22 protein-coding genes are annotated in these 23440 nt (G+C 65.3%); 3 read left to right on the top strand and 19 right to left on the bottom strand.

From position 1 onward, the window contains the following. Window positions 1-96: 96 nt before the first annotated feature. Complete coding sequence (locus tag ML540_RS10280; protein WP_243360613.1) at window positions 97-381, bottom strand: late competence development ComFB family protein; 285 nt, start codon at window positions 379-381, stop codon at window positions 97-99. Window positions 382-587: 206 nt separating this feature from the next. Here ML540_RS10280 and ML540_RS10275 point away from each other — a divergent pair, with 206 nt between their 5' ends. Continuing rightward, window positions 588-2714, top strand: coding sequence for a methyl-accepting chemotaxis protein (locus ML540_RS10275; RefSeq protein WP_243360612.1), 2127 nt, complete (start codon window positions 588-590; stop codon window positions 2712-2714). Between the two features lie 125 nt (window positions 2715-2839). Here ML540_RS10275 and galE read toward each other — a convergent pair whose 3' ends face one another. The 9 genes from galE to rsmI all read right to left on the bottom strand — a co-directional run bounded on the left by galE (window position 2840) and on the right by rsmI (window position 15459). Continuing rightward, on the bottom strand, window positions 2840-3820 hold the full coding sequence (galE, locus tag ML540_RS10270) for a UDP-glucose 4-epimerase GalE (protein WP_243360610.1): 981 nt from the start codon (window positions 3818-3820) through the stop codon (window positions 2840-2842). Then, on the bottom strand, window positions 3817-5805 hold the full coding sequence (locus ML540_RS10265) for a hypothetical protein (RefSeq protein ID WP_243360607.1): 1989 nt from the start codon (window positions 5803-5805) through the stop codon (window positions 3817-3819). Before ML540_RS10265 ends, galE begins: the two co-directional genes overlap by 4 nt. Before the next feature lie 20 nt (window positions 5806-5825). Beyond that, window positions 5826-7007: a glycosyltransferase gene (locus tag ML540_RS10260; RefSeq protein ID WP_243360605.1), complete on the bottom strand. Its 1182-nt coding sequence runs from the start codon at window positions 7005-7007 to the stop codon at window positions 5826-5828. A 5-nt stretch (window positions 7008-7012) separates the two neighbouring features. Continuing rightward, window positions 7013-7708: a hypothetical protein gene (locus ML540_RS10255; protein WP_243360603.1), complete on the bottom strand. Its 696-nt coding sequence runs from the start codon at window positions 7706-7708 to the stop codon at window positions 7013-7015. Window positions 7709-7761: 53 nt separating this feature from the next. Then, entirely contained in the window at window positions 7762-9576 is a 1815-nt protein-coding gene (locus tag ML540_RS10250) for an ABC transporter ATP-binding protein (RefSeq protein WP_243360601.1), read from the bottom strand. A gap of 103 nt (window positions 9577-9679) precedes the next feature. Further along, the gene (locus ML540_RS10245) at window positions 9680-12469 is read right to left on the bottom strand and encodes a glycosyltransferase (RefSeq protein ID WP_243360599.1); all 2790 of its coding nucleotides are present in this window, start codon (window positions 12467-12469) and stop codon (window positions 9680-9682) included. 261 nt (window positions 12470-12730) lie between these two features. Next, entirely contained in the window at window positions 12731-13078 is a 348-nt protein-coding gene (locus ML540_RS10240; protein ID WP_243360597.1) for an Hpt domain-containing protein, read from the bottom strand. 40 nt (window positions 13079-13118) lie between these two features. Continuing rightward, a complete protein-coding gene (locus tag ML540_RS10235; RefSeq protein WP_243360596.1) occupies window positions 13119-14618 on the bottom strand; it encodes a two-component system sensor histidine kinase NtrB in 1500 nt (499 codons plus the stop codon). After that, on the bottom strand, window positions 14611-15459 hold the full coding sequence (rsmI, locus tag ML540_RS10230) for a 16S rRNA (cytidine(1402)-2'-O)-methyltransferase (RefSeq protein ID WP_243360594.1): 849 nt from the start codon (window positions 15457-15459) through the stop codon (window positions 14611-14613). The genes ML540_RS10235 and rsmI overlap by 8 nt, the downstream gene beginning before the upstream one ends. Before the next feature lie 145 nt (window positions 15460-15604). Here rsmI and ML540_RS10225 point away from each other — a divergent pair, with 145 nt between their 5' ends. Next, a complete protein-coding gene (locus ML540_RS10225; protein ID WP_243360591.1) occupies window positions 15605-15745 on the top strand; it encodes a hypothetical protein in 141 nt (46 codons plus the stop codon). 86 nt (window positions 15746-15831) lie between these two features. Further along, window positions 15832-16092 (top strand): hypothetical protein, encoded by a 261-nt coding sequence (locus ML540_RS10220; RefSeq protein ID WP_243360589.1) that lies wholly within the window; start codon window positions 15832-15834, stop codon window positions 16090-16092. 51 nt (window positions 16093-16143) lie between these two features. Here the strand turns inward: ML540_RS10220 and ML540_RS10215 are convergent, their stop codons facing one another. The 9 genes from ML540_RS10215 to ffh form a co-directional block, all read right to left on the bottom strand. Further along, complete coding sequence (locus ML540_RS10215; RefSeq protein ID WP_243360587.1) at window positions 16144-16548, bottom strand: YraN family protein; 405 nt, start codon at window positions 16546-16548, stop codon at window positions 16144-16146. A 70-nt stretch (window positions 16549-16618) separates the two neighbouring features. Beyond that, window positions 16619-17230, bottom strand: coding sequence for a ribonuclease HII (locus ML540_RS10210; RefSeq protein WP_243360585.1), 612 nt, complete (start codon window positions 17228-17230; stop codon window positions 16619-16621). 407 nt (window positions 17231-17637) lie between these two features. Then, complete coding sequence (locus tag ML540_RS17960; protein ID WP_243360583.1) at window positions 17638-18525, bottom strand: PEP-CTERM sorting domain-containing protein; 888 nt, start codon at window positions 18523-18525, stop codon at window positions 17638-17640. A gap of 574 nt (window positions 18526-19099) precedes the next feature. Continuing rightward, entirely contained in the window at window positions 19100-19453 is a 354-nt protein-coding gene (gene rplS / locus ML540_RS10200; RefSeq protein WP_243360581.1) for a 50S ribosomal protein L19, read from the bottom strand. A gap of 35 nt (window positions 19454-19488) precedes the next feature. Then, window positions 19489-20766: a tRNA (guanosine(37)-N1)-methyltransferase TrmD gene (gene trmD, locus ML540_RS10195; protein ID WP_243360579.1), complete on the bottom strand. Its 1278-nt coding sequence runs from the start codon at window positions 20764-20766 to the stop codon at window positions 19489-19491. An 8-nt stretch (window positions 20767-20774) separates the two neighbouring features. Next, window positions 20775-21278 (bottom strand): ribosome maturation factor RimM, encoded by a 504-nt coding sequence (gene rimM / locus ML540_RS10190; RefSeq protein ID WP_341482648.1) that lies wholly within the window; start codon window positions 21276-21278, stop codon window positions 20775-20777. A gap of 37 nt (window positions 21279-21315) precedes the next feature. Further along, on the bottom strand, window positions 21316-21549 hold the full coding sequence (locus tag ML540_RS10185) for a KH domain-containing protein (protein ID WP_243360574.1): 234 nt from the start codon (window positions 21547-21549) through the stop codon (window positions 21316-21318). Between the two features lie 58 nt (window positions 21550-21607). Beyond that, the gene (gene rpsP / locus ML540_RS10180; protein ID WP_243360571.1) at window positions 21608-21853 is read right to left on the bottom strand and encodes a 30S ribosomal protein S16; all 246 of its coding nucleotides are present in this window, start codon (window positions 21851-21853) and stop codon (window positions 21608-21610) included. Window positions 21854-21943: 90 nt separating this feature from the next. Further along, window positions 21944-23389, bottom strand: coding sequence for a signal recognition particle protein (ffh, locus tag ML540_RS10175; protein ID WP_243360569.1), 1446 nt, complete (start codon window positions 23387-23389; stop codon window positions 21944-21946). Window positions 23390-23440: the final 51 nt, after the last annotated feature.

The following is a 23440-nucleotide window of genomic DNA, read 5'->3' as shown; positions in this document are numbered from 1 at the left end:
GGGGCAATGAATAGGACTTCCATGCCCGGACAAGACTGAAGACAAGGGGAAAGCCGCGCGGCCGGCACGGCCGCGCGGGAAAAACCGGAGCCTGGCTCAGCGGTTGGGGCGTTCCTTCACGGTGCGGAGGGCCCGGCGGATGGCGGATTCGATGTGGCTGTCCTTGACGGGTTCGGAGAGGACGATGGTGCCCAGCTGGCGGTAGCGCGAGGGCAGCAGGTTGAGCGTGAGGGCGTAGACGTCCTGGATGTCCAGGGGGTCGGTGACGCCAGCCCCGTCCTCGGCGAGGACTTTATCCAGCAGCCGGGCCACGCGGAGCTCGTTCTTGTTGCGTATCTTCGCCAGGTCCACGCCGCCCACGACCAGATGAGCATCACTCATGGCACACCGCCTCCATTTCGTATGGCTGTCCGTCATTTCAAACCCTAACAGACTCCCGTCCGTCTTTGAACTCCCATTTTTCGTATCCGGCACCTTTACATCACCGGGATGTACTATATTGTTCGTAGCCGTATGCACCTGCCTTGAGCCTGCGGGATGACCGGAGTCCCGGTCAGTTTTCCGTACCCGCCAGAAAGGAGGCCCCCTTGAAACGATCCATCACCGTGAAACTCATGCTGGGGACGTTCGTGATCATCCTGCTGCCCATGATCGCGATCTTTCTGCTTACGTCGGGGAACATCTCCACGCTCTCGCGCGACAACTTCACCCAGGCCGCCACCGCGGAACTCCGCCAGGCCAGCAACGTGGTGGCCTCCTTCCTGGGAGAGGCCAAGCTCAACATCACCATGGCCGCCTCGCTCCCGGTGAACAAGCGGATCGAGGAACTCAAGACCACCTTCGTGGGCACCTCCGAGGCGACCCTGGCCAAGGTCTGGCCGGACGACGAGGCCGGACGGCTCATGTACGAGGCGTTCGGCCCCCTGCGCGAGTCGCATCCGGACTATCTCGCCATCTACACTGGCAACCGCGACGGCAAGTACATCATCAACCATAAGGACACGGGCAAGAAGCAGCCCGCCGGGTTCGACCCGCGCCAGCGCCCCTGGTGGAAGAGCGCCATGGCCACCCCGCGCGAGGCCGTGGTCACCCCCGCCTACGAGGCCGTGGACAAGACCCCCATGATTAGCGTCTGCAAGGCCATCCTCGACGCCAAGGGGGACATCCTGGGCATCTCGGCCATGGACATCACCCTGACCCAGATCACCGACCTCATCAAAAAGGTCCGCATCGGGCGCACCGGGTACGTGATTCTCGTCCAGGACGACGGCGTGGTCATCTCCGACCCCAAGAAGCCCGAGCACAACTTCAAGAAGATCGCGGAGATCGGCAACGACTCCCTGGCGGCCTTCTTCAAGTCCGGCTCGGCCACCGGCTCCGTGAACGTTGGAGGGACGGCCTACAGCGCCGCCGCCTACACCTCGCCCGAACTCAAATGGCGCTTCATCGGCCTCATCGAGGAAAGCGAGCTCATGGAGCCCGTGTCCGCCGCGGTGACGCCCATCGCGGGCGTAGCCCTGGCCAGCATGGCCGCCATGGGGCTCGGCATCTGGATTCTCACCCGGCGCATCGTCATCCGGCCCCTCAACCGGGTGAACGCCTTCCTGGGGGACATCTCCAAGGGCAGCTACGGGCGCATCGAGCACCGCAGCACCGACGAGATCGGCTCCATCTTCGACGCCCTGAACACCATGAGCGCCACGCTGAGGAACAACATCGCCGAGATCGAGGCCAGGACCGCCGACGCCCAGGACAAGGCCCATGCCGCCCGCCTGGCCACCGACGAGGCCGAGTCGGCCAAGCTCCAGGCGGAACGGGCCAGGGCCGAAGGCATGCTCGACGCCGCACACCGGCTGGAGGAAGTCGCCCACGAACTCAGCGCCGCCGTGGGCTCCCTCGCTGATCATTCCGCGGACATCCGCCAGGGCACCGATGTGCAGCGCGAACGCATTTCCTCCACGGCCACGGCCATGGAGGAAATGAACTCCACCGTGCTGGAGGTGGCCCGCAACGCCTCCAACGCCGCCCAGCAGGGCAAGGACGCCCGCGACAAGGCCAGCCTCGGCGCGCAGGTGGTGGCGAAATCACTCGAAGCCATGCGCGAAACCCAGCGCAAGACCACCGCCCTGCGCGAATCCATGAACCAGCTGGACTCCCAGGCCCAGGCCATCGGCAAGATCATGACCACCATCGAGGACATAGCCGACCAGACCAACCTCCTGGCCTTGAACGCCGCCATCGAGGCGGCCCGCGCCGGAGAGGCCGGGCGAGGCTTCGCCGTGGTGGCCGACGAGGTGCGCAAGCTGGCCGAAAAGACCATGGTGGCCACCAAGGAAGTGGGCGAGTCCATCCAGTCGATCCAGCGCGTGGCCGGGGAGAATGTGCGCTCAGTGGAAGCGGCGGTCGCCGATCTGGACCAGGCCGCCAACCTGGCCGGAGAATCCGGTTCCGCCCTGGGAGAGATCGTCTCCAGCACCGACGATTCGGCGGGGCAGATCCAGTCCATCGCCACAGCCGCCGAGGAGCAGTCCGCCACGTCCGAGGAGATCAACCGGTCCGTGGACGAGATCAACGCCATCGCCGTGCGCACCGACGAGCACGTCAACGCCTCGCTCGGGGCGCTCCAGGACCTGGAAGCCCAGGCCGCCGCCCTGGCGCAGTTGATAGACCAGCTCAAGCGTCAGGCCGGGGGGACCCGGGCGCTGGGCGTTTAAGGAAGACAAAAAAGCAGGGAGCGCGCAAAGCGCGCTCCCTGCATATTGGTCAAACTTCACATCGATCGGCGCGAAGCTATTGGGGATTCCAAAGGGTCCCCGTCCCTTTGGCCGCCGGAGGCATCTTAACTCTTCGCCTTCTCGTGCCACTTCCAGGCGGTGCCGACAATCGTCTCGATATCCCCGTACTGCGGCTTCCAGCCGAGCAGCTTGTAGGCCTTGTCGGCGTAGGCGTAGAGGCCCGGCGGGTCGCCGGGGCGGCGCGGGCCTTCCTTCACGGGCGTGGCCTTGCCGGACACCTTCTCCACCGCCCGGATGACCTCGCGCACGGTCTGGCCGTTGCCGGTGCCCAGGTTCACCACCAGGCTCTCGTCCTTGTCCTGGAGGTATTCCAGGGCCTGGATGTGCGCCACGGCAAGGTCCGCCACGTGGATATAGTCGCGGATGCAGGTGCCGTCCGGGGTGTCGTAGTCGGTGCCGTAGATTTCCACGTTGCCGCGCTTGCCCTGGGTGGCGGCGATGACCAGCGGAATCAGGTGCGTCTCGGGATCGTGCTCCTCGCCGATCTCACAGTCAGGGTCGGCCCCGGCGGCGTTGAAATACCTGAGCGCGGCGTGGCGGATGCCATAGGCGGTATCGAAGTCCTTGAGGGTCTGCTCCATCATGAGTTTGGTCCAGCCGTAGGGATTGATGGGCTTCTGCGGATGGTCCTCGCGCAAGGGCAGCTCGCTCGGCACGCCGTAGGTGGCGCAGGTGCTGGAGAACACGATGTTCTTGCACTTGGCGCGGCGCATGGCCGAGAGCAGCGAGAGCGTCCCCATGACGTTGTTGCGGTAGTACTTCTCCGGGTCGGCCACAGACTCGCCCACATAGGCGAAAGCCGCGAAGTGCAGCACGGCCAGGGGGGCGTACTGCTTGAACACCGCATCCAGGGTCTCGCCGTCCAGGATGTCGCCCTTGATGAGCGGCCCCCATTTGACGGCCCACTCGTGACCATAGACCATGTTGTCGAAGGTTATGGGCTGGTATCCGGCCTGCTTCAAGGCCTTGCAGGTGTGGGAGCCGATGTAGCCCGCCCCGCCCGTCACCAGGATATTGCCTTTCATTCTTGCGCTCCCGCGTTGTCCACGGCCCGGCCGAGCACGGCGGTCCTGCCGGTGGCGGCCATGGTCAGTTCTCTATAGAAATTGATCACTTCCACGCTCAGCGTGATTTCCTGCCCGGGCTTAAGCGCGTCCACGCCCAGAAGCTTCGCCGGGATGAGCCCCTCAACCTGGATGTGCGGCAGGGGCTTGTCCAGGGCCTGCACCAGCCCGGGGTCGTCGATGCGCTCCACCGGCGCGCCGTTCTCGTAGCGCCACAGCTGCGGCTTGAGCTCGAAGCGTCCTGGCCAGACCGAGTGGGGCCTGGGGATCAGGTGCACGGCGAAATGCCGCGCGCCGGCCCCGGCATCGAGCGTTATATGGATTTGGTAGGTCTCGGACAAGGGATACTCGCCGCTGTAGTCCAGGAGCGCGAGGTCCACGTAGTTGCCCGCGATGTTGGCGAAATAGAGGCCGTTCTCGTCCCAGGCCAAGTGCACGTCCCCGAAGGGCGCGTAGGGCTTGGGCGTGGCGAATCCGGTCAGGCGTGTCCGGGCCTTGTCCGGCCAGTCCAGGAGGGAGCCGTCCGTCAGGCTCTTGGGCGCGGAGGACTTGAGGAGGACCAGCGGACCGTTGCCGCTTCCGTTGCCGTTGAGCTTGGCGGTCCAGCGGCTGGCGGCATGGATGGCCGGAATCAGCGGATTGAGTGCGGAGAAGGCGGCGGTGAGCAACTCGTAGGGCTTGTTGTGGATGTCCACCAGCCCCATGTTGAAGTCCTCGCCGTCGCTGCGCCCTCCGGTGGGTTCGTCGGAGTACTGGAACCAGTGCACGCCGGCCACGTTGGGGAAGGAGGCGAAGTTCTTCATGGCCGCCGTGGCCCCCTTGGCGCGCTCCTCCTGAGTGGCCACATGCATGAGGTGGCCGTTGTTCAAATTGCCGCTGCGGTTGTCGGCGGCAGCGAAGAAGTATTCCGAGATGAGCACCGGCGAGCCCGAAAGCCTGTGCAGCCCCTCGAAGTAGTACGGAGCCACCCAGCCGTCCTCGCAGTCAACGTTGTAGTTGGTGGAGAGCACGTCCACGAAGCCCTTCTGGGCCAGCACCGCGTCCTGGTTGTAGTAGAGCGGCAGCCTGTCGCCCACCACCAGGGCCTTGGGGTCGGCCTTGCGCATGGCCCGGAAGGCCAGCTCGTAATAGCGCCGGGCGATCTCATAGGTGAACTTGCCGATCACCTTGATGCCCTGGCCGCCGGGGCGCAGCTTGAGCGCCGCGCCGTCGTCCTTGAGCTTCTCGAAGGAGTCGAAGCCCTGTGCGGGCACGAAGTCCTTCAGGAGTTTCTCCCACTTGCCGTCATAGGTGTCGTACAGGAGCTGCCACAGCACCCGCTTGGACGAGAAGGCCCAGCCGCGCTCTAGGTGCCACAGGAACAGCGGGGAGTTCCACCAGCCCACCTCGTTGTCCGTGAAGAAGCCCATCACACGCGGGTTGTCTTTGTACTTGGCCACGATCTCGCGGGCGATCTCGTCGGCGGCGTCCTGCATGGACGGGTCGAAGATGTCGTACCAGTGGAGCTTGGAGTTTCGCCCCAGGTCGATCTCCGGAATCACCGGGAAGTTCATGACGGCCGACACGTCGGACCAGCCGCCCGAGGTGTTGAAGCCCCAGGCCGTGAGGCGCGCCTGGGTGTCACGGCCCCACTCTTCCAGGCTCGGATAGAACCGTTGCCAGTAGTAGGCGCGCTCTCCCTTGGCCTTGTCGTCGGCCGAGCCGCCGCTTGTGTTGTTCACGCCGAGCGAGAAGAACCGCGCGCCTTCGGGAGTGACCAGCCACTTGACGCCGTCCTGCTCGGTGACGGACCAGCCGCGCGCGAAAGACAAGGACGGCAGGAGAAGCACGAAGGCAAGAATGAGAAGGAAGCGGGATGTGGCTCCGCCCCAACCCCCGGCAGGGCACCGCCCTGCAACCGCCAGGGGGATGATCCCCCTGGACCCCGCAAGTATTTTACGTCTCACGTGATGATCCGATATTGTCGCTATTCCATGGCTTCCGTCAGAAGCTTGCCCAGCACCTTGTCCGAGTCGAACCACTCTTTGGCGAACGCCTTCGCCGCCTTGGAGTGCTTCTCCCAGTCCGAGCGCACGGCCTCGATCCCGGCCAGGGCCTCGTCCTCCGTATTGAAGGCCAGCACGCCCTCGCCCACGGGCATGAACCGGGAGAAACCGGTGTCCTGCACCACGCAGGGCCGCCCGGCCGCCAGATAGCAGCTGCTGCGGCAGGAGAACCAGCCGCTCTTCGACGCCACGTAGGCGTTCTTGGCCATGGAGAACTCGGCGAAGCTGTCCCAGATGTAGTCGCGGTAGAGCCAAGGCGTGGTGGACTTGGCGAAGCCGTCCTCCAGCTTCCAGCCCTTCTCCTCGAGCATTTCGCGCGGCGGCCTGCCCTGCCCCAGGGCCAGCTCCAGAGTGGCTTTGGTCTTTTGCGGCAGGTCGATGAAGCGCAAGAATTCCGTGTTCTTGCCGCCGTACTGCACGCCGTCGATCACCGGGCCGGACTCCTTGGGCTGCCAGGAGAGCACCGTGGTGAAGGCGTCGGACGCGGGCTTGCGCGGCGTGTCCCAGCACGAGAGCACCATGGGCTGGCGCGTAGGATGCCAGTCGAACACGCCCTTAGGGATGAGACAGCCATCTTTCCCGAAGTTCTCGGCGAAGCTGAAGAAACGGTCGTGCATCTTCATGTGCTCGATATTCTTCACGTCCTTTTCCGAGGCCGTGCCCGCGAGATAGTCCGGGATTCCCGCCTGGGTGTACATGGGGTCGGAGTCGATGAGCACCTTCACGGGGATGGACTGGTACTCCTCGCGCAGCCACAGGGTGGTGGAGATGTTGAACACCACGTCGGCGCGCTTCACCACGTCGGAGAGCTGCTCGCGCGACAGGCCGTGGAAGTTGTCGCCGGGGTCGCGCACGCAGAAGCGCTTGGCGAGATCGGGATCAAGCGCCGCCAGGTAATCCGTCAGGTACTTGATATGATACGAGTAGTCTTCGGTGAAGGTGACGTTGAACGGGTCGTAGGCCCAGCCGCCGGTGTCTTCCAGGTAATAGACGTCGTGGCCGAGCTTGTGGAAGCCGTGCAGGTACTGGATGTAGTCCCAGGCGACTCCGCCCAGGGGGTAGGTGCAGGCAAGGCCGGAGACGATGACGGTGCGTTTTTTCATGGCGATTACGGCCTATAGTGTTGTTTTGCGGGCTTGAAGGGATGGATGTCGAAATTGGAGTCCACTTCCACAAACACCTCGCCGCTTGTGCCCATGTACCTGGCCACGGCGGCGGCGATGTAGGGCATGGCCTTGGCCATGTCGCTGGTGGGCCCCTTGCTGGCCACGTGGATCTTCCAGACCACGTTCTGGGGATCATTCGCCTTGTAGCGGGCCATGTCCACGGCCTCCACCACCACGTCGCGGGTGTACTCCGAGAAGAACAGCTGTTGCGGGGCGAGGCCCGGCGTGCGGGGATGGAAGTTGTCGAAGGGGGCGCGGCTGGATTCGGTGACGTGATAGGCCAGATACAGGCCCAGGTCGGCTTCCTCGATGGAGGCCGCGCGCTGGTAGCCCTTGGCCTCCACGGCCTTGGCCAACTCCTCGCAGGCGGCCTTGAACTGGGTGTCGCCGGGCTTAACTTCCATGACGCCCTGGAGCACCACGAAGCGCTTTCCATAGGTGACGCGCTCGGCGTAGGCGTCCAAGTGCAAGGTGTATTTGGCCCCGCCGCCCGTGCCGCCGCAGCCGGCAAGGCCTGCGGCCAGGACCATGAGCGCCAGGACCCGCAGCGGCCATGCCGGACGGGTTAGCCCGACAGCGCCGGATGCCCGGCGCGCAATGGGGTTGGAAATCGCAAGCCAACGGCTGGAATGGTTCATGGCGTTCCCCTCGCGAAGTGTCGGCCGCAACGGTGATCCGGGCTATGCCTTACCTACGGGGCTTCCTCGGCGGGCTGCGCCGCCTTCTTGCCCCGCTCCTTGAGCGGCGCGAACTGGAGCGCGTGCAGCCTCGCGAACTCGCCGCCCAGGTCCAGTAGCTCCTGGAACGTGCCCATCTCCCAGACTTTCTTGTCCTTGATGACCAGAATGAGGTCCGCCCGGCGCATCATGGAGAGGCGGTGGGCGATGACGAAGGTGGTCCGGTTCTGCATGAGGCGGTCCAGGCTCTCCATGATGAGGGCCTCGGTCCCGGCGTCCAGGGCGGAGGTGGGTTCGTCCAGGATGAGCAAGGGGGCGTTCTTGAGAAGCGCCCTGGCGATGGCCAGGCGCTGGCGCTGGCCGCCGGACAGGTTGGAGCCGCGCTCGTCAAGCTTGGTGTCGTAGCCGTCGACCATGGTCGCGATGAACTCGTCGGCGTTGGCCATCCTGGCCGCCTGGACCACTTCCTCGCGGGTGGCGTTCTTTTTGCCGTAGGCGATGTTATCGTGCACGCTCATGGGGAAGAGGTGCGTGTCCTGCAGCACGATGGCCACCTGCTGCCGCAGGCTCTTGAGCGTCACGGACTTGAGGTTCTGGCCGTCGATGGTGATGGCGCCCTTCTGCGGGTCGTAGAAGCGCAGCAAAAGGCTTATGAGCGAGGTCTTGCCCGCGCCGGTCTGCCCCACAACGGCCACGGTGGACCCGCCGGGGCAGGAGAAGCTCACGTCGTTCAAAACCGGGCGCTCGGGGTCGTAACCGAAGGTGACGTTCTCGAACGACACCGCTCCCTTGGCGATGGCCAAGGGCCTTGCGTCCGGGGCCTCGGGCACGGACTTGTCCTCGGCCAGCACGTCCAGCACCCGCCTCGCCTGGGCCATGGAGCCGCGAATGGCGCCCATGGTGTTGGCGATGTTGTTGAGCGGCGTGTACAGCGAGGCCAAGTAGCCCAAAAAGATCAGCAGCTCGCCCGTGGTGAGGTCGCCCTCAAGCACGTGCAGCGCGCCCACGTAGAGCACGTAGGCCGTGCCCGCGGCGGTGATGGCCCCGATGACCCAGCCGTAGGCGGTCTGGAGCGAATAGAGCGAGAGCTTGCGGTCGAAGCTGTGCTGGCTCTCGGTGACAAAGCGCTTGCGCTCCTCGTCCTCGCGGGCGAACGCCTGCACCAGCGAAATGGAGTTGAAGATGTTCTCCACCGTGGAATAGACCTGGGACTCCTTCATGTGGGTCTCGTAGGTCAGGTTGCCGATCTTCTTGGTCACGGCGGAGATGGCCAGGATCAGAAGCGGCACCACGGCCATGGCGTACAAGGTCAGTTCCCAGTCGATGCCCAGCAGCACGAAGAACATGCCCGCCAGGAGCACCACGCTGGTCAGCGTGGTGAACACGCCGTTCATGAGCAGCGTCTGCACCGAGTAGGTGTCGCCCATGAGGCGATAGAGCAGGTCGCCGGTGGGGCGCGTCTGGTGGAACAGGAGCGACTGGCGCTGCAGATGGTCGAAGAGTTCGCAGCGGAAGTCCTGCACCATGTCCTGGCCCATCTTGATGGTCAGGTAGTTGTTGGTCAGCTGCACGAAGCCGGTGAGGAAATGGATGGCCACCAGGGACACGGCCACGATGGCCAGCTGGGCGGCCGCGCTCATCACGTCGGTGGAGACGGAGAATCCCCAGAACGTGAGCGGCTGGTGGGCGATGACCTGGTCAACGGCAAGCTTGAGCGGCCAGGGCTTGAGCAGTTCCAGCGCGCTCTGCACGCCGACCATGCCCAGACAGAACAGGAAGAGCAGCGTGTAGGGCCGCAGATACCCAAGGAGCTTCAGGAAAACGGCCATGTTCGTAGGGGGATGAAAGTTGTTCGACCGAACTCGGGCCGAAGAGGCACATGCCTCTCCGGCCCGGCAGGGTCATACGCGAGTGCGTTTAGGATGTCATCAACTACTGCAGGGGCGCGTCCACGCTGGCGCGGGAGGAGCGGGCCTCCTCGCGGGGGGCGTCCTCGGCGGCGGCCACGGTTTCAGCAGTCTCGGCGGCGGCGCCAACGGTTTCCTTCACGGCCACGGCCTGGTCCTTGGAGTCGACGGCCTCAGCGGCAGCGGCCTTCTTGGCGGTCTCGGGCTCGGACAGCGAGCAACCGGGCTTGCAGGTCATCAGGTGCTGGGCCAGCTTGGTGACCATGGAGGCCGCACTGGACACGCTCTTGGCGGTCCACAGGGCGGACAGCAGGGCCGCCCCGCCGCAGGCAGCGGCCGGAATGAGCGCCTTGAAGGCCAGGCAGGAGAGTCCGGCCGCCAGGCACACGCCGGTCAGGGCGAAGGCGAAGCCGGTGGGCACGATGGTTCCGGCCAGGCGCACGAACCGCTTGTCCCCGCCGTGGTGTTCCACGGTGGCGCGCAGCTTCATGGCGGTCATGAGACCGGGCTGCACGCGCAGGTCCCAGGGCGCGGTGTGGGAGGACGAGTAGCCCGAGTCGGTGGAGTGGCTCACGTTCAGGGTGCGCAGCACGCGCAGGATGTGGTCCAGCACGTCCTCGCGCTCGAGCGAGGCGTTGTTCCAGAAGAAGCGGTGGAACTTGAAGCCGCGGCGGAAGATGGACGCGGTGTCCTTCACCTTCTGCCAGATGGTGTACTTGGGCAGATTGGCTTCCTCGGGCAGGCCGAGCACCGCCATATTGCCGCGGGTGGCGCCCTTGCGGCCGGCGCGGCGCAGGTCCATCAGCGTCTGGTAGCGGGCCTTGCCGCGCACCCAGGGCTGGGCCAGGGTCAGCAGGGCAATGACCACCCGGGAGAGGAAGTTGTCGTGGCTCTTGGGCAGCTTGGCCTGGGCGGCGCGGTGGCCGACGAAGGCGAAGGTGGTGAGCAGCATGGCCGCGCCCACGGCGAACAGGGGAGCGAAGGCGAAGCCCGCGGCAAGCATCCCGAACGCGCCCATCATCCACTCGAAGGAGAGCGGCAGGTAGGCCACCAGGCTTCCCTTGGGCTCGTACAGGGTCTGGAACAGGCCCGAGCCGAACACGCCGTGGTAGATCACCGGGCGGGTGGAGAGCAGCGCGCCGGAGATGTCGCCGTAGATGCGGCCGGCCCAGCGGGAGTTGCCCAGCACGTTGAAGCGCTGCGGGTGCTTGGGCATGAGCAGCGCCTCGGCGCGGCCGTAACCCTTCTGCTGCTTCATGTAGGCCTTGATGGTGTTGCGGCGGTGGTGCCAGACCATCATGCCCGCGTGGAAGCCGATGGTGTGGCCCATGTCCATGAGCCTCCAGCACAGGTCCACGTCGTCGCCCGCGGCGCGGTAGGTGGCGTCGAAGCCGCCGGTGGCCAGCAGGTGTTCCTTGCGGTAGGCCATGTTGCAGCCGGGGATGTGCTCGGCGACCTCGTCGGTGACCAGCACGTGGGTGGGCGCTCCGGGGGACACGGCCACGCAGGCGGCGGTGCGGTTGTCCTCGGGAGGGGGCAGGTTGGGGCCGCCGATGGCCGCGAAGCGGTTGTCCTGGAAGGCCCAGGCCATGTAGGTCAGCCAGTGGGGATCCACGTAGCAGTCGGAGTCGGTGTAGGCCACGATCTCGCCCTTGGAGGCGTACATGCCAACGTTGCGCGCGGCCGACAGGCCCAGGTTGGGCTGGTGGATCACGTGGATGAAGGGGAACTTGGCGGCGTACTTGTCGCTGATCTCCCCGGTCTTGTCGGTGGAGCCGTCGTCCACCACGATCACTTCGAAGTTGGGGTATTCCACGTGCTGGAAGCTGGCCAGGCAGCCTTCCATGGTGGAGTCGGCGTTGTAGGCGCAGACCACCACGGAGATCATGGGCTGGTAGGCGGGCAGCGGCGGCAGCGGATTGGCGTAGGCGCGGGCCACGGCCTCGAAGGCGGCCTTGGGCTTGCGCTCGGCGTCCACGATGCCGAACTTCCAGTCCTCGATCAAGTGCCCGCCGGTGTACCACTCGTCGGTCCAGGCGAAGACCATGGTGCCGGACACGCCCTCTTCAAAGGAGGCGCGCACCTGCCAGTCGAGGAAGTCGGCCTGGGCGGCCTCGCCGTGGCGCAGGGAGTCCATGCCGAACTCGGACAGCACCAGCGGGATGTCGCAGGCCACGTTCTGCAGCCGCTTCACGTAGGAGCGGAAGCTCTTCTCCTCGTGCAGGTAAACGTTGAAGCACAGGAAATCCAGGAAGGGCAGCTTCAGGTATTCCGTGGAGGGGTAGTTGGCGTAGGTGACCAGGCCCGTGGGGTCTTCCTGGCGCACGATGGAGGCCAGCTTCGCCAGGAACTTCTCCACCTTCTTGGCGCCGCTCCAGCGCACGATGTGGCTGGGGATCTCGTTGCCGATCAGGTAGGCGAGCAGGGCCGGGTGCCCGGCGCAGGCGCGGGCGGCCTCGCGCATGGTGTTTTTGATGGATTCCTTCACTTCCCACTGGTCCAGGAAGCACAGGTGCTGGGGCCAGGGGATGCCCACCATGACGTGGATGCCGGCGCGGGCGGCGGTGTCCAGGAACCACTTGGGGGGGACGTAGTACACGCGGATGGTGTTCACGCCGATGGTGCGCATCAGGCGGAAATCCTCGGCCACGCGTTCGGGCTCGGGCAGGGGCTCGCCGTTCTCGTTCTCGGGGAACGGGCCGTAGGTCACGCCCTTGATGAAGAACTTCTTGTCGCCCTGGAAAAGGAAGCGCCCGTGCACACGGGGACGCTCGAAGATGCTCTGACCGGCGGAGCCGCCTTCCAACTGGAACATGGTATCCTCACCCTTTCCGGCCGCGCGGGGCCGGTTTCTCGCGGATTTCGCCTCCCGGCGCAGGTCGCTGCCTGCTTGGCCGGGGTTGGCGCACGTTCATGCGCGAGAAGCGGAAAGCAATCCATGTGCCAGTTGGCTGGACGCCTGGGAAGGCGCGCCAGGCGGGGATGGGACGTAGCTGGAAACGAGCCGGTTACGAAAATTGCGCACGAAGCGGTTACGATAATTTCCCTTGACGGATTTTGTGGAAATCGGACGAGATCAGAGCGTCGGCTTCAACTCCGCCATCCGGGCCGCCGTCTTGTCCAGAAGATCGAGCACCACGGGGGTGTAGGCCGCGATCCCGGCCGCGTCGCCCGCCCGGGCGGCGCGTTCCAGCTCGAAACAGGCTTCCCGCAGGGCTTCGGCCATGAGCGTGCCGCTGGCCCCCTTGAGCGAGTGCGCGTACATGACCATGGCCGTGTGGTCGCCCTCGGCCAGGGCCTTGGCGAACTTCACCCGACGCCCGGGGACCTCCTCGATGAAAACCTCGAAGACCTCGCGGATCAGCTCCCTGTCGTCTTCCATCCGCCCGAATAGCTTGTCCATATCGATCAAAACCGGTTCCATCGTACCCGCCTTCGCTAGATGGCTTCCATGAACGTATCCGTCATTCCCCAGCCACGGCCAGGGCCGGGGCCAACAGCAGCGTCACCTGCGTGCCCTGCCCCACCCGGCTGGCGATCTCCACCTGGCCGCCCCAATCCTCCACGGACCGGCGTATGAGCGCCAGGCCGAAACCGTATCCCCTGCCCTTGGTGGAAAAAAACGGGCTGAAGACCCGCTCCAGCAGTTCGCCCGGCATGCCTTTGCCCGTGTCGCGCACGCCTATGGCCACCATGGGACCGGCCATCCTGACGCTTACTTCCACCAGGCCCGCGCTGTCCATGGCCTCCACGGCGTTGGTGACCAGATGCATCACCGCGCGGCTGAGCGTGTCCTCGTGGGCGATCACCCGGGGTATCTCCCGCCCGGCCTCGAACGCGAGGTTCACTCCCTTGGGCAAAAACCCGGACTCGATCACTCCCACCACATCGCGCGCCACCTTGAGCGCGTCCACCTGCCCCGGAGTCTCCTCCCCGGGCCGGGCGAACCCGAGCATCTCCTTGAGCACCTTGTCCAGGCGCGCGGTTTCCTCCAGGATGATGCGCACCTTCTCGCGCTCCCGCTCGGTGAGGTTGGGCGACTTGAGCAGCGAGTTTGTGAACCCGCCGATGGCGAAGAGCGGATTTCGTATTTCGTGGGCCATGTAGGCGGAGAGCCGTTCCACCACGCCGATCTTCTCGGTCTGCTGGGCGCGCTTCTCGGACTCGGTGCGCGAGGTGATGTCGCGGCGCATCACCATGACGTGGCTCAGGCTCCGGGTGGTGTCGAAGATGGGGTAGGCGTATTCGCGGAAATACAGGAGCCGCCCCTCCTTGCTGACCCGGGTCTCCAGGGACTCGGCCTTTCGCCCGGTGCGAAGGGCCGTGTAGAAAGGGCAGTCCTTGGTCTCGGGATGGCAGAAGGGCATGTCGTCGCGGATGGCCTGAACGTCCCAGCAGGGGCGGCCTATGATCTCATCCTTGGCCAGCCCCCGGCGCAGGACCACGTTGCGGTTGCAGTCCGCCACGCGTCCGGCCTTGTCCAGAAGGACGATGTCCTCGGGCACCTCGTCGATGATGGCCTGCAGGAGCACCCGCTGGTTGTCCAGGTTCACCTGGCAGCGGGCGTTGATGGCCGCGAATTTGTTCAGCGCGCACAGGAAGAACGAGGCGGTGTGGTCGATGAAGATGACCGCGTCCGGCAGCGAGGCGACGATGGCCTTGGTCTTGTAACGCTTGCCCGTCAGTTCGATGAGCAGGTTGATGTCGGGATGGGCGGCCAGCATCTGCTGGTAGGTCTCGTATTGGGGGACGTCCAAAACACGTGGGTCCCTCAGCTTATCCCGTTCGGGTCCCGGTTCGCTCACCGCCACCAGGGTCATGGGGGGCAGGAACTCGCCGATGGCGGGGCTCGCGATGATGTCCAGGATGGAGAGGAACCCCGGCCCGGTGCCCATGATACCCACCTGGAAGGCGGTGTCCTCCATTTCCCAGAGGCAATATCCCTCGGGCAAGCGGTCAGCCATGCGCCCTCCCCTGCCCTTCCAGGATCAGCTCGTAGAGTTCCTTGACCGTGACGCCCCGCAGCCGGGCGGCGGCGCGCCGGGCCACGTCCTTGGGCTTGCCGCCGGCGGCCATCTCGGCCGCAAGCACCGACCGGACGTCGCCTTCGCCGGAAACAGCCGCCTCCAGCGCCGGGCCCACCACCACCGTGATCTCGCCCAGGAGCTCCAGCTCCTTGCCCGCGAAATCGGACAGGCGTCCGGGCAGGAACTCCTCGTGGGTCTTGGTCAGCTCACGGGCGATGACGCACTCGCGCTCGCCCAGAACCTCCAGGGCCACGGCCAGGGATTTACCCAGCCGGTCCTTGCGTTCGAAAAAGACCAGGGTGCACCCCGCCTGGGCGAAGCGCGCGAGCGCCTGGCGGATGTCGCCGGACTTGCGGGGCAGAAACCCGAGAAAGACGAAGGGCTGCGGAGCCAGCCCCGAGGCGCACAGCGCGGCCATCACCGCCGACGGGCCGGGCGCAGGGCGCACGGCGTGGCCCGCCTCGCGGCAGGCGCGCACCAGCAGATAGCCGGGATCGGAGAGCACGGGCGTGCCCGCGTCCGAAACCAGGGCGATCTCGGCCCCACCGGCCAGAAGCCCCAACACCTGGGGCACGCGCCCCTCCTCGTTGTGGTCGTGCATGGACAGGAAGCGCCCCGGGGCGATCCCCTGCTGCGCGAACAGGCGGGCGGTGCGGCGGGTGTCCTCGCACAGCACCAGGGCCGCGCGCGCCAGGATGTCGCGCGAGCGCGGCGCGAGGTCCTGGGCGTTGCCCAAGGGGGTGGCCACCACCCACAAAGTTCCCCTGGCGTCACTCATAGATACCCTATTCCATGGAGGAAGGATGAAAGCAAGAGCGGCCATTGACAGGGCTGGACACCGGGACTAGATGAAAAATATGGCTGATCCAGCGTATGACGTCGGGACGAACGGTCCCATCTCCGTGGCTCTCTCCAGGAGCCTCATGACCTTCAATCCGCAGACCGCGGCCATGCAGAGCTACGAGAGCCGCCCCATGACCGGCCCGCCCGTGTCCGTGAACGCCTGGACAGGCGTCTACGGCGAGATTGAAAAGGGGCGGATCATCGGCAACGTTGTGATCTAGAAAAGAATGCAACGCGGCGATTTGCGAGTACGCCGCTTTCCGCAGGCCCTCCCCAATCTCCGCCCATACGCGAGCGAGTAATCCCGATGAACATGGGCCGCGTCCCGTCTGGCGCCGTTTTCGTGCTGGTCATCATCCTGGCCTGGGTGTCCTGGCTGTTCCGGTTCGAACTCCACACGGTGGCCAGCCAGGACGGCTACGCCCTGGCGTACCGGCTGGACCGGTGGACCGGCAACGTCAGGCTGGTGGACAACGACCAGTGGTATCCCGTGGTGGAGGGCAACCCCGACGACCTGCGCGCCACTCCGAGCGCGACGGGAACACCCGGATTCGGGCTCCTCAGATAGCCTGCTCCCGGGGGATCTCCACGAGCCTCCGGGCATTTCGAACCCGCCGAGCTACCAGGGCTGCCAGCCCTTCCCCCCGCGTCCGGCGTCGGACTCGGCCTGGAACGCGTCGGGCAGATGCTCGGCGTGAAGCCGTCCGTCCCGCCTGACCACGCTGACCACGTCGAAACGGCAGGACGTGCTCCAGAGTTCCTTGGCGGACAGGTACTGCGACGCGGCCTTGACGATGCGCGAGCGCTTGCGCCGGTCCACGGCGTCGGTGCCGGAAGCCAGGCTCCCCTCGGCTCGCGTCTTCACCTCCACGAACACCAGCGTGTCGCCCTGGCGGCAGATCAGGTCCACCTCGCCCTGGCGGCAGCGGAAATTGCGCTCCAGGATGCGAAGGCCAAGCGATCCAAGCAGGCGCGCGGCCGCCTCCTCGCCGTCACGGCCCAGGATCAGATGCCCGGCGGTCACTCCCGCCCCCCGGGCGCGCCGTCCTGTCCGCCGCGTGGCCGGACCCGTTTCCGCGCGGCCCGGGACGCAATCACAGTCCCGGCAGGCATGCCTGCTCCTGCCGCGCGGAGGGCTTTTCGGGAAGCACGCCGCGAAAGGTCAGCCGGTGCTGGCGGCACGGTCCAAGCTTCACGATGGCCTCCATGTGGACCGCAGTGCCGTAGCCCTTGTGCAGGGCCAGGCCGTAGCCGGGATAGCGCCGGTCCAGGTGCTCCATGAGCCGGTCGCGGAAAGTCTTGGCCAGGATGGAGGCGGCGGAAATGGCCGGGATCAGGCTGTCGCCGTCCACAACGGCCTTCTGGGTCACGGAATGCGAGCCGAGGTAACGGGCGGGAATGATCTTGTTGCCGTCCACCGAAAGGCCCGTGGGACGGGTCTTCAGGGCGGCCACGGCGCGGGCCATGGCCTTGAACGTGGACTGCAGGATGTTGATGCGGTCGATCTCGGCGGGCCAGACGACGCCCAGCCCCCAGGCTACGGCCTGGGCCTTGATGGCCGGTTCCAGCACGGCGCGCCTGTCGGCCGTGAGCTTCTTGGAGTCGTTAAGCCCCGGCAGGTCGTAGAAGTTCGGCAGGATCACCGCTCCGGCCACCACGGGACCGGCCAGGCAGCCGCGTCCGGCCTCGTCCACTCCGGCGAGCATCAGTCCTGGCCTTTGACGGGCGGGGTGTAAGCGTTGGCGGTCACGCGGCGCTCCTTTGAAGAAAATGAGGGAATGGCTTCCCGCCGAAAGGCATCTCCCCGGCCCGCCATGAAAGACGGAGGCCGGGGAGGCTGGAAAATTCGAACGGGAACCCGCGTTCCCTGCTCAATTCTTAAAATCGTAATGGACCGGTTTGAATGAATCAAACGTTTTCTTCCGCCGGAAAACCGGCGGCGGCGCGGGTGCTTGTGGGATTTCGTTCGAGCGGACAAGACGCAGGGCGCACCTCGGAACGCTGTACCCGTTGCCCGTAAAACGAGGGGGGCGGTTCGTGCTTTTGGCGCGGCGAACGAAATAGGCCTCGCCGGCATACCGCCAGCGAGGCCTTCGAAGCGTGTGGGACAGAACTAGCTTGACCGCTTGGCGCGCTTGCGCATGAAGGCGGCCCCCACAGCGCCCATGCCCATAAGGAGCATGGTGCCGGGTTCCGGGGTGGTCACAGGGGGTTTCGGCTGGAAGGAACCGGTGAGGAACAGGTCCTCGCCACCACCGGTGAGCGAATTCATCTCGAAGAAGGCCGAGAATCGCAACCCCTTGCCGGTGTAGAGGCTCAGGTCCATGCCTGGGGCGTATACGATGAAGTCGTTTTTCCCCGATCCCTTGTTGTTGTCCACGGTAACCGTGTTGAAAGGCGCCGCGGGATTCGTAGCCGTAATTGTAGCCGGAGAAAGAACGTACGAGGCCGGGTCGAAGACATGGTCGGCGACGTTGTCGAACGACCAGTAGGCCACGACGTTGTTGGAGGCGTCGAGCAGCTTGACCACGCCGTTGACGTACAGGTTCGGCTTATCCTGGCTTTGCGACATGTCGAAATCGAAGACGGGAGTGTTCACATTGGAGCCGAAAGCCGTGTGCAGGTAGCTGACGAGATCGTCCACCATGACCGGCGCGAATGTCCCGCTCAGTCCCCAGGTGCCGCTGAAGGTGCTGCTGCCGGCGCCGTTGCCAGACGGCGTCGTCATGGGGTCCGGGAATTTGAAGCCTCCCGACACCGGGTTGTTGTTGGCTCCCCCGGCATGCGTGCCGATGACCAAATCCAGCCCGCCGACCCCGGCAGGGCCGTCGAAGCCCGTGAAGCCCCATGCGGTCAGCAGTTTCGCCGAATACGAATAGAAATCGTCATAGCGATGGGCGTACACGGTCGGATCTGGCAACACGACTGGGGCCGCCACGGATTGCTGGGCCACGAACAGTACAACCATCAGGGACATCATCACATATTTCGGGATACGCACGGCGCTGCCTCCTTTGGGAATCGCGCCAAAGAAGCAATATCCTTGCCAGAAATCGGCTTTCACCATGCGCGGCGAGGAAATTATATTATAACTGTAACACCTCTATGCGACTCACAATAAACAACATCCGCCTGACATTTCAAACAGCGAACCGATACCCCCCGACAGTGGATGCGATCTGAATTGTAAAATCTAAACCATTCAGCGTCGGGATTTTTTACAATCCTGGAAAATTAACCTCCAAACCCGGCTTTCAGAGACGCGATGCGGGTATGTTGCCGCCGGCCGCATGTGATTGCAGTGATTGGCGAGGGGGAAGGTGATCGAATGGACGAAACGCAAGTGCGCCGGCGAGGGGCGGCGCGCGCCGCAGGGAGCCGACGAGGCTTGGGCAGGAGAGTGCGCCTCGGCCTGAACGGCGCCCCCGGCAGGCTGCCACGGCCGCGAAAAACAAAACAGAGCAAGCCCCCGTGTAGGGGGCTCGCTCTGTAGATCTTTTCCCGGGCCGGGAGGCCGTTGGCCTTTCGGCCTCAGGTTCCGCCCGATCTCCCGAAAAATACTTCGGACCGGGGAACTAGTTGTTCCAGTCGTTCTTGGCCTTGATGCGCGAAGCCTTGCCCTTGAGCTTGCGCAGGTAGTACAGGCGCGAGCGGCGGACCTTGCCTTCGATGAGCACTTCGACGCGCTCGATGAAGGGGGAGAACATGGGGAAGATGCGCTCGACGCCGACGCCGTCGGACACCTTGCGCACCGTGAAGGTGCTGTCGGTGGTGCCCTTGCGCAGGCGCAGCACGGCGCCCTGGAACACCTGGATGCGTTCCTTTTCGCCTTCGAGGATGCGGAAGTGCACTTTCACCGTGTCGCCGGGCTTGAACTTGGGCATGTCCAGGCGGATATGCTCGGATTCGATCTGACGGATGATGTCCATGGCCTGTCTCCTTATGACTGGCTTCACGGGGAAGCTCAAAAAATGTCTCCAAGTATGCGGTCCGTGAGGATCGCGCAGGCGGCGCGCACCGAAAGGTGGTTGTAGCCGCCGTAGGGCCTGACCGGGGCCAGCTGTCCCTGCGTCAGGGCCAGGGCCTCGGGTGCCAGTCCCGATCCGGTGCCCAGCACCAGAAGCACCGGGCGCTCCCGCAGGGCTTCGCGGACCCGGCCCGGGGTGGTCGCCCCGTCCGGCCTGGCGCTGGTGGCCAGCACCAGGGGCTCCTGCCCCGCATGTTCCCGCACCTGATCGATGGCCTCGGCAAGCGTCGCCGTCACCCGGACCATCCCCAGCGCTTCGGCCCTGTCGGGGTTCGCGGCAGCGCCCGCTCCCATGGTCCAGTGGCCGGTGAGCGTCGCTGCGAGCGCCTGTTGGTCCTCCAGGGGAGTGACCACGGTGAATCCCGCAAGTCCATACGTTCGGGAAATGCGGGCTATATCGTGGAGGTCGAGATTGGTCAAGGAAACAGTGACGGTATGGCCCATTTTGTTCAGCACCGGCCCGTGGACCAAGGCAATGTGCAGGTTTCTGGCCAGGAGCGTGCGCGGCTTCGAAGCCAGGAACCGGCGATCCGAGGACGTGAGCGGGGCCTCGGCCAAAATTTCAGGACGCCGGGCAAGCGTCTGGGACAGGGCCTGCTCACGCCGCCAGGCGCGGACCTTGGCGTGGTCGCCGCCCAGGAGGATCTCCGGCACCGGAAGCCCCTCGTAGACCTCGGGGCGGGTATAGTGCGGATACTCCAGCAACCCCGCCGAAAAGCTCTCCTCGTCGCCGGACTCCTCCTTGCCCATGAAGCCGGGCAGGAGCCTCGCCACGGATTCGATCAGGCACAGCGAGGCCGACTCGCCCCCGGAGAGCACGTAGTCCCCGGCCGAGACCAGCTCGATGGGGAAGAGGTCCAGCAGGCGTTCGTCTATGCCCTCGTAGCGCCCGCAAAGGATGGTCAGGGCGGACTCGGCGGACAGCTCGCGGGCGAAGGACTGGTCCAGGGCGCGCCCGCGCGGGGAAAGAAGCAGGATGCGCCCGGGGGTCTCGATCGCGCGCAGGGCGCTGGCCAGCGGGTCCAGGGCCATGACCATGCCCGGGCCGCCGCCGTAGGGGCGGTCGTCCACGGACTTGTGCTTGTTGGTGGCGAAATCGCGCGGGTTCACCAGGGAGAATTCCACCAGGCCCTGCTGCCGGGCCTTGCCCATGAGGCCGCAGTTCAGCGGGGAATCGAAGAATTCCGGAAAGAGGGAAAGGATGGTGAAGCGCATCGCGAGCGTTACAGGTCCAGAAGCCCCGGCGGCGGGTCGATGACGATGCGCCGGGCTTCCGTGTCGATCTCGGGCACGGTCTCTTCGGTGGCGGGCAGGAGAATCTCCTTGCCCTCAGGCGAGCGGATCACCCACAGGTCCTGCCCGGGCACGTCCAGGAAGCCCTCCAGCACGCCCACCTTGGAGCCGTCGAGCAGCACGACGCCGAACCCCACGATCTCGTGCAGGTACACCTCGTCGTCGCCGAGCTCCGGCAGGTCCTCGGAGCGCACCACGATTTCCATGCCCCGCAGGGCGTCGGCGGCGTCGCGGTCGGCCACGCCCGCCACCGTCAGCAGGAGCCGCCCCTGGTGCGGGCGGCAGGAAAGCACTTCCACGAACCGCTCCCGCTTGCCGGGCGCACGAATGCCTATACGCCGGCCCGGCGCATACAAACGAGGGGAGTCAGCGTGGTTCGCCACACTGAACTCCCCCCGGATTCCGTGAGGTTTCACCACCTCACCGATGACCACCAATTTGGTTTGAGTCAATCCCGGGACCTCCCGGCCCTTACTCCAGGATTTCCAGCACCGAGCGCTTGCGCGCTTTGGTGGACGCCGCCCCCAAGATGGTGCGCATGGCCCTGGCCGTGCGCCCCTGCTTGCCGATGACCTTGCCCAGGTCCTCTTTGGCGACCTTGAGCTCGATCACAGACGTCTGTTCACCCTCGATTTCCTTCACCGAAACGGCATCCGGATTATCGACGAGCGAGCGGGCGACGTACTCTATCAGGTCCTTCAACATGTGGCGCCTCCGTGTTGTTGGCAGGCATCCCGGCGCCGCATCGGTCGAGGCATTGGACCTACTGCTTCACGCCGGCTTTGCGCAACAGCGCGGCCACCGTGTCGGTGGGCTGCGCGCCGCGTTCGATCCACATGGCGACCTTTTCGGCGTCCACGGTGATCTCGGCGGGGTCGGTCATCGGATTGTAGTGTCCGATGTAGTCCAGGGCGCGGCCATCACGCCTGGTGGCGCTGTCCATGGCGACGATGCGGTAAAAGGGACGCTTCTTGGAACCCATTCTGGTCAGTCTCAGCTTCATGGCCATACTCAATCACCCCCGATGAGGATATGTAACGTGTTTTCGTGTTCTGGCAACCCCGCCTTGCTCCCAACCGGGAAAAAGCGGACGCGGCCCCTAGCGCTTTTTCTTCTTTCGGCGCTTGTCCTTGTCCTTTTTCTTCTTGGTGGGGCTGCCCTTGCCGGACATGGCCTTGGCCATGCCTGCCATTCCGGGCATCCCCGGCATGGCGCCGGGCATGCGCCCCGGCATGGCGGGCATCTTGCCGCCGCCCATCATGCGCTGCATCATCATGCGCATCTGTTCGAAATTCTTGAGAAGCGCGGTGACGTCGCCCACCTGCACTCCAGAGCCCTTGGCGATGCGTTCCTTGCGGCTCTGGTTGATGATCTTGGGCTCCACGCGCTCCTTTTGGGTCATGGAGCCGATGATGGCCTCCAGGCGGGCCATCTCCTTCTCGGGCATCTGCACCTCGCCGAGCTGCTTGGTGATCTTGCCCATGCCCGGGATCATCTTGAGGATGGACTCCAGCGACCCCAGCTTCTTCACCCGGCGCATCTGGGTGCGGAAGTCGTCCAGGGTGAACTGGGCCTGGCGGAGCTTGCGCTCCATCTCGGCGGCCTCGCCCGCGTCGAACTCCTCCTGGGCCTTCTCGATGAGGGAGAGGATGTCGCCCATGCCCAGGATGCGCGACGCCGCGCGGTCCGGGTGGAAGATTTCCAGGTCCGAGGCTTTTTCGCCCACGCCCACGAACTTGATAGGCTTGCCGGTCACTTCCTTGATGGAGAGGGCCGCGCCGCCACGGGCGTCGCCGTCCATCTTGGTGAGCACCACGCCGCTGATGTCCAGGCGCTCGTTGAAGCTGCCCGCAACGGTGACGGCGTCCTGGCCGGTCATGGCGTCGGCCACGAAGAGGATCTCGTGGGGGCCCACGGCGGTCTTGATGGCCTTGAGCTCCTCCATGAGGGGCTCATCGATGTGCAGGCGGCCCGCGGTGTCCAGGATGATGACGTCGTGGCCTTCCTGGGCGGCCTTTTCCACCGCGTTGCGGCAGATGTCCACGGGGTTCATGTCCGTGGTGGACGGATAGGCCGGGAGGTCCAGCTGCGAGGCCAGCTTGTGCAGCTGGTCGATGGCCGCCGGGCGGTACACGTCGGCGGGCACCAGGTAGGGCTTGCGCTTGTGGTTGCGCCGAAGCCACAGGGCCAGCTTGGACGTGGTGGTGGTCTTGCCCGAGCCCTGCAGGCCCACCATCATGATGATGAGCGGCTTCTGGCGGAAGTCCACGGTTTGGGCCTCGCCGCCGAGCAGGGCGAGTATCTCCTCGTGGACGATCTTCACCACCATCTGGCCGGGCGTCAGGGACTTGATCACGTCCTGGCCCATGGCGCGTTCGCGCACGCGCTCGGTGAACGCCTTGACCACCTTGAAGTTGACGTCGGCCTCGAGCAGGGCGAGGCGCACCTCGCGCAGGGCCTCCTGGATGTTGTCTTCATCCAGGCGGGCGTGGCCGCGTATCTTCTTGAATACCGACTCTAAGCGGTCTTGCAGGCTTTCGAACATGTTTCCTTCTTGTCCCGAGAAAAAATAAGCCCTCTCGGCTAACGCAGCCGG

This window comes from Fundidesulfovibrio terrae (genome assembly GCF_022808915.1).
GTDB classification, from domain to species: Bacteria; Desulfobacterota; Desulfovibrionia; order Desulfovibrionales; family Desulfovibrionaceae; genus Fundidesulfovibrio; species Fundidesulfovibrio terrae.
This window is presented reverse-complemented; position numbering and strand designations above follow the sequence as displayed.

Coding starts and splice junctions, on each gene's coding strand:
- ML540_RS10225 (WP_243360591.1), top strand. CDS start 15,605: ATGACCTTCAATCCGCAGACCGCGGCCATGCAGAGCTACGAGAGCCGC.
- galE (WP_243360610.1), bottom strand. CDS start 3,820: ATGAAAGGCAATATCCTGGTGACGGGCGGGGCGGGCTACATCGGCTCC.
- ML540_RS10240 (WP_243360597.1), bottom strand. CDS start 13,078: ATGGAACCGGTTTTGATCGATATGGACAAGCTATTCGGGCGGATGGAA.
- trmD (WP_243360579.1), bottom strand. CDS start 20,766: ATGCGCTTCACCATCCTTTCCCTCTTTCCGGAATTCTTCGATTCCCCG.
- ML540_RS10280 (WP_243360613.1), bottom strand. CDS start 381: ATGAGTGATGCTCATCTGGTCGTGGGCGGCGTGGACCTGGCGAAGATA.
- ML540_RS10235 (WP_243360596.1), bottom strand. CDS start 14,618: ATGGCTGACCGCTTGCCCGAGGGATATTGCCTCTGGGAAATGGAGGAC.
- ML540_RS10260 (WP_243360605.1), bottom strand. CDS start 7,007: ATGAAAAAACGCACCGTCATCGTCTCCGGCCTTGCCTGCACCTACCCC.
- ML540_RS10210 (WP_243360585.1), bottom strand. CDS start 17,230: ATGCTCGCCGGAGTGGACGAGGCCGGACGCGGCTGCCTGGCCGGTCCC.
- ML540_RS10220 (WP_243360589.1), top strand. CDS start 15,832: ATGAACATGGGCCGCGTCCCGTCTGGCGCCGTTTTCGTGCTGGTCATC.
- ML540_RS10185 (WP_243360574.1), bottom strand. CDS start 21,549: ATGTTGAAGGACCTGATAGAGTACGTCGCCCGCTCGCTCGTCGATAAT.
- ML540_RS10250 (WP_243360601.1), bottom strand. CDS start 9,576: ATGGCCGTTTTCCTGAAGCTCCTTGGGTATCTGCGGCCCTACACGCTG.
- ML540_RS10255 (WP_243360603.1), bottom strand. CDS start 7,708: ATGAACCATTCCAGCCGTTGGCTTGCGATTTCCAACCCCATTGCGCGC.
- rsmI (WP_243360594.1), bottom strand. CDS start 15,459: ATGAGTGACGCCAGGGGAACTTTGTGGGTGGTGGCCACCCCCTTGGGC.
- rpsP (WP_243360571.1), bottom strand. CDS start 21,853: ATGGCCATGAAGCTGAGACTGACCAGAATGGGTTCCAAGAAGCGTCCC.
- rplS (WP_243360581.1), bottom strand. CDS start 19,453: ATGGACATCATCCGTCAGATCGAATCCGAGCATATCCGCCTGGACATG.
- ffh (WP_243360569.1), bottom strand. CDS start 23,389: ATGTTCGAAAGCCTGCAAGACCGCTTAGAGTCGGTATTCAAGAAGATA.
- ML540_RS10245 (WP_243360599.1), bottom strand. CDS start 12,469: ATGTTCCAGTTGGAAGGCGGCTCCGCCGGTCAGAGCATCTTCGAGCGT.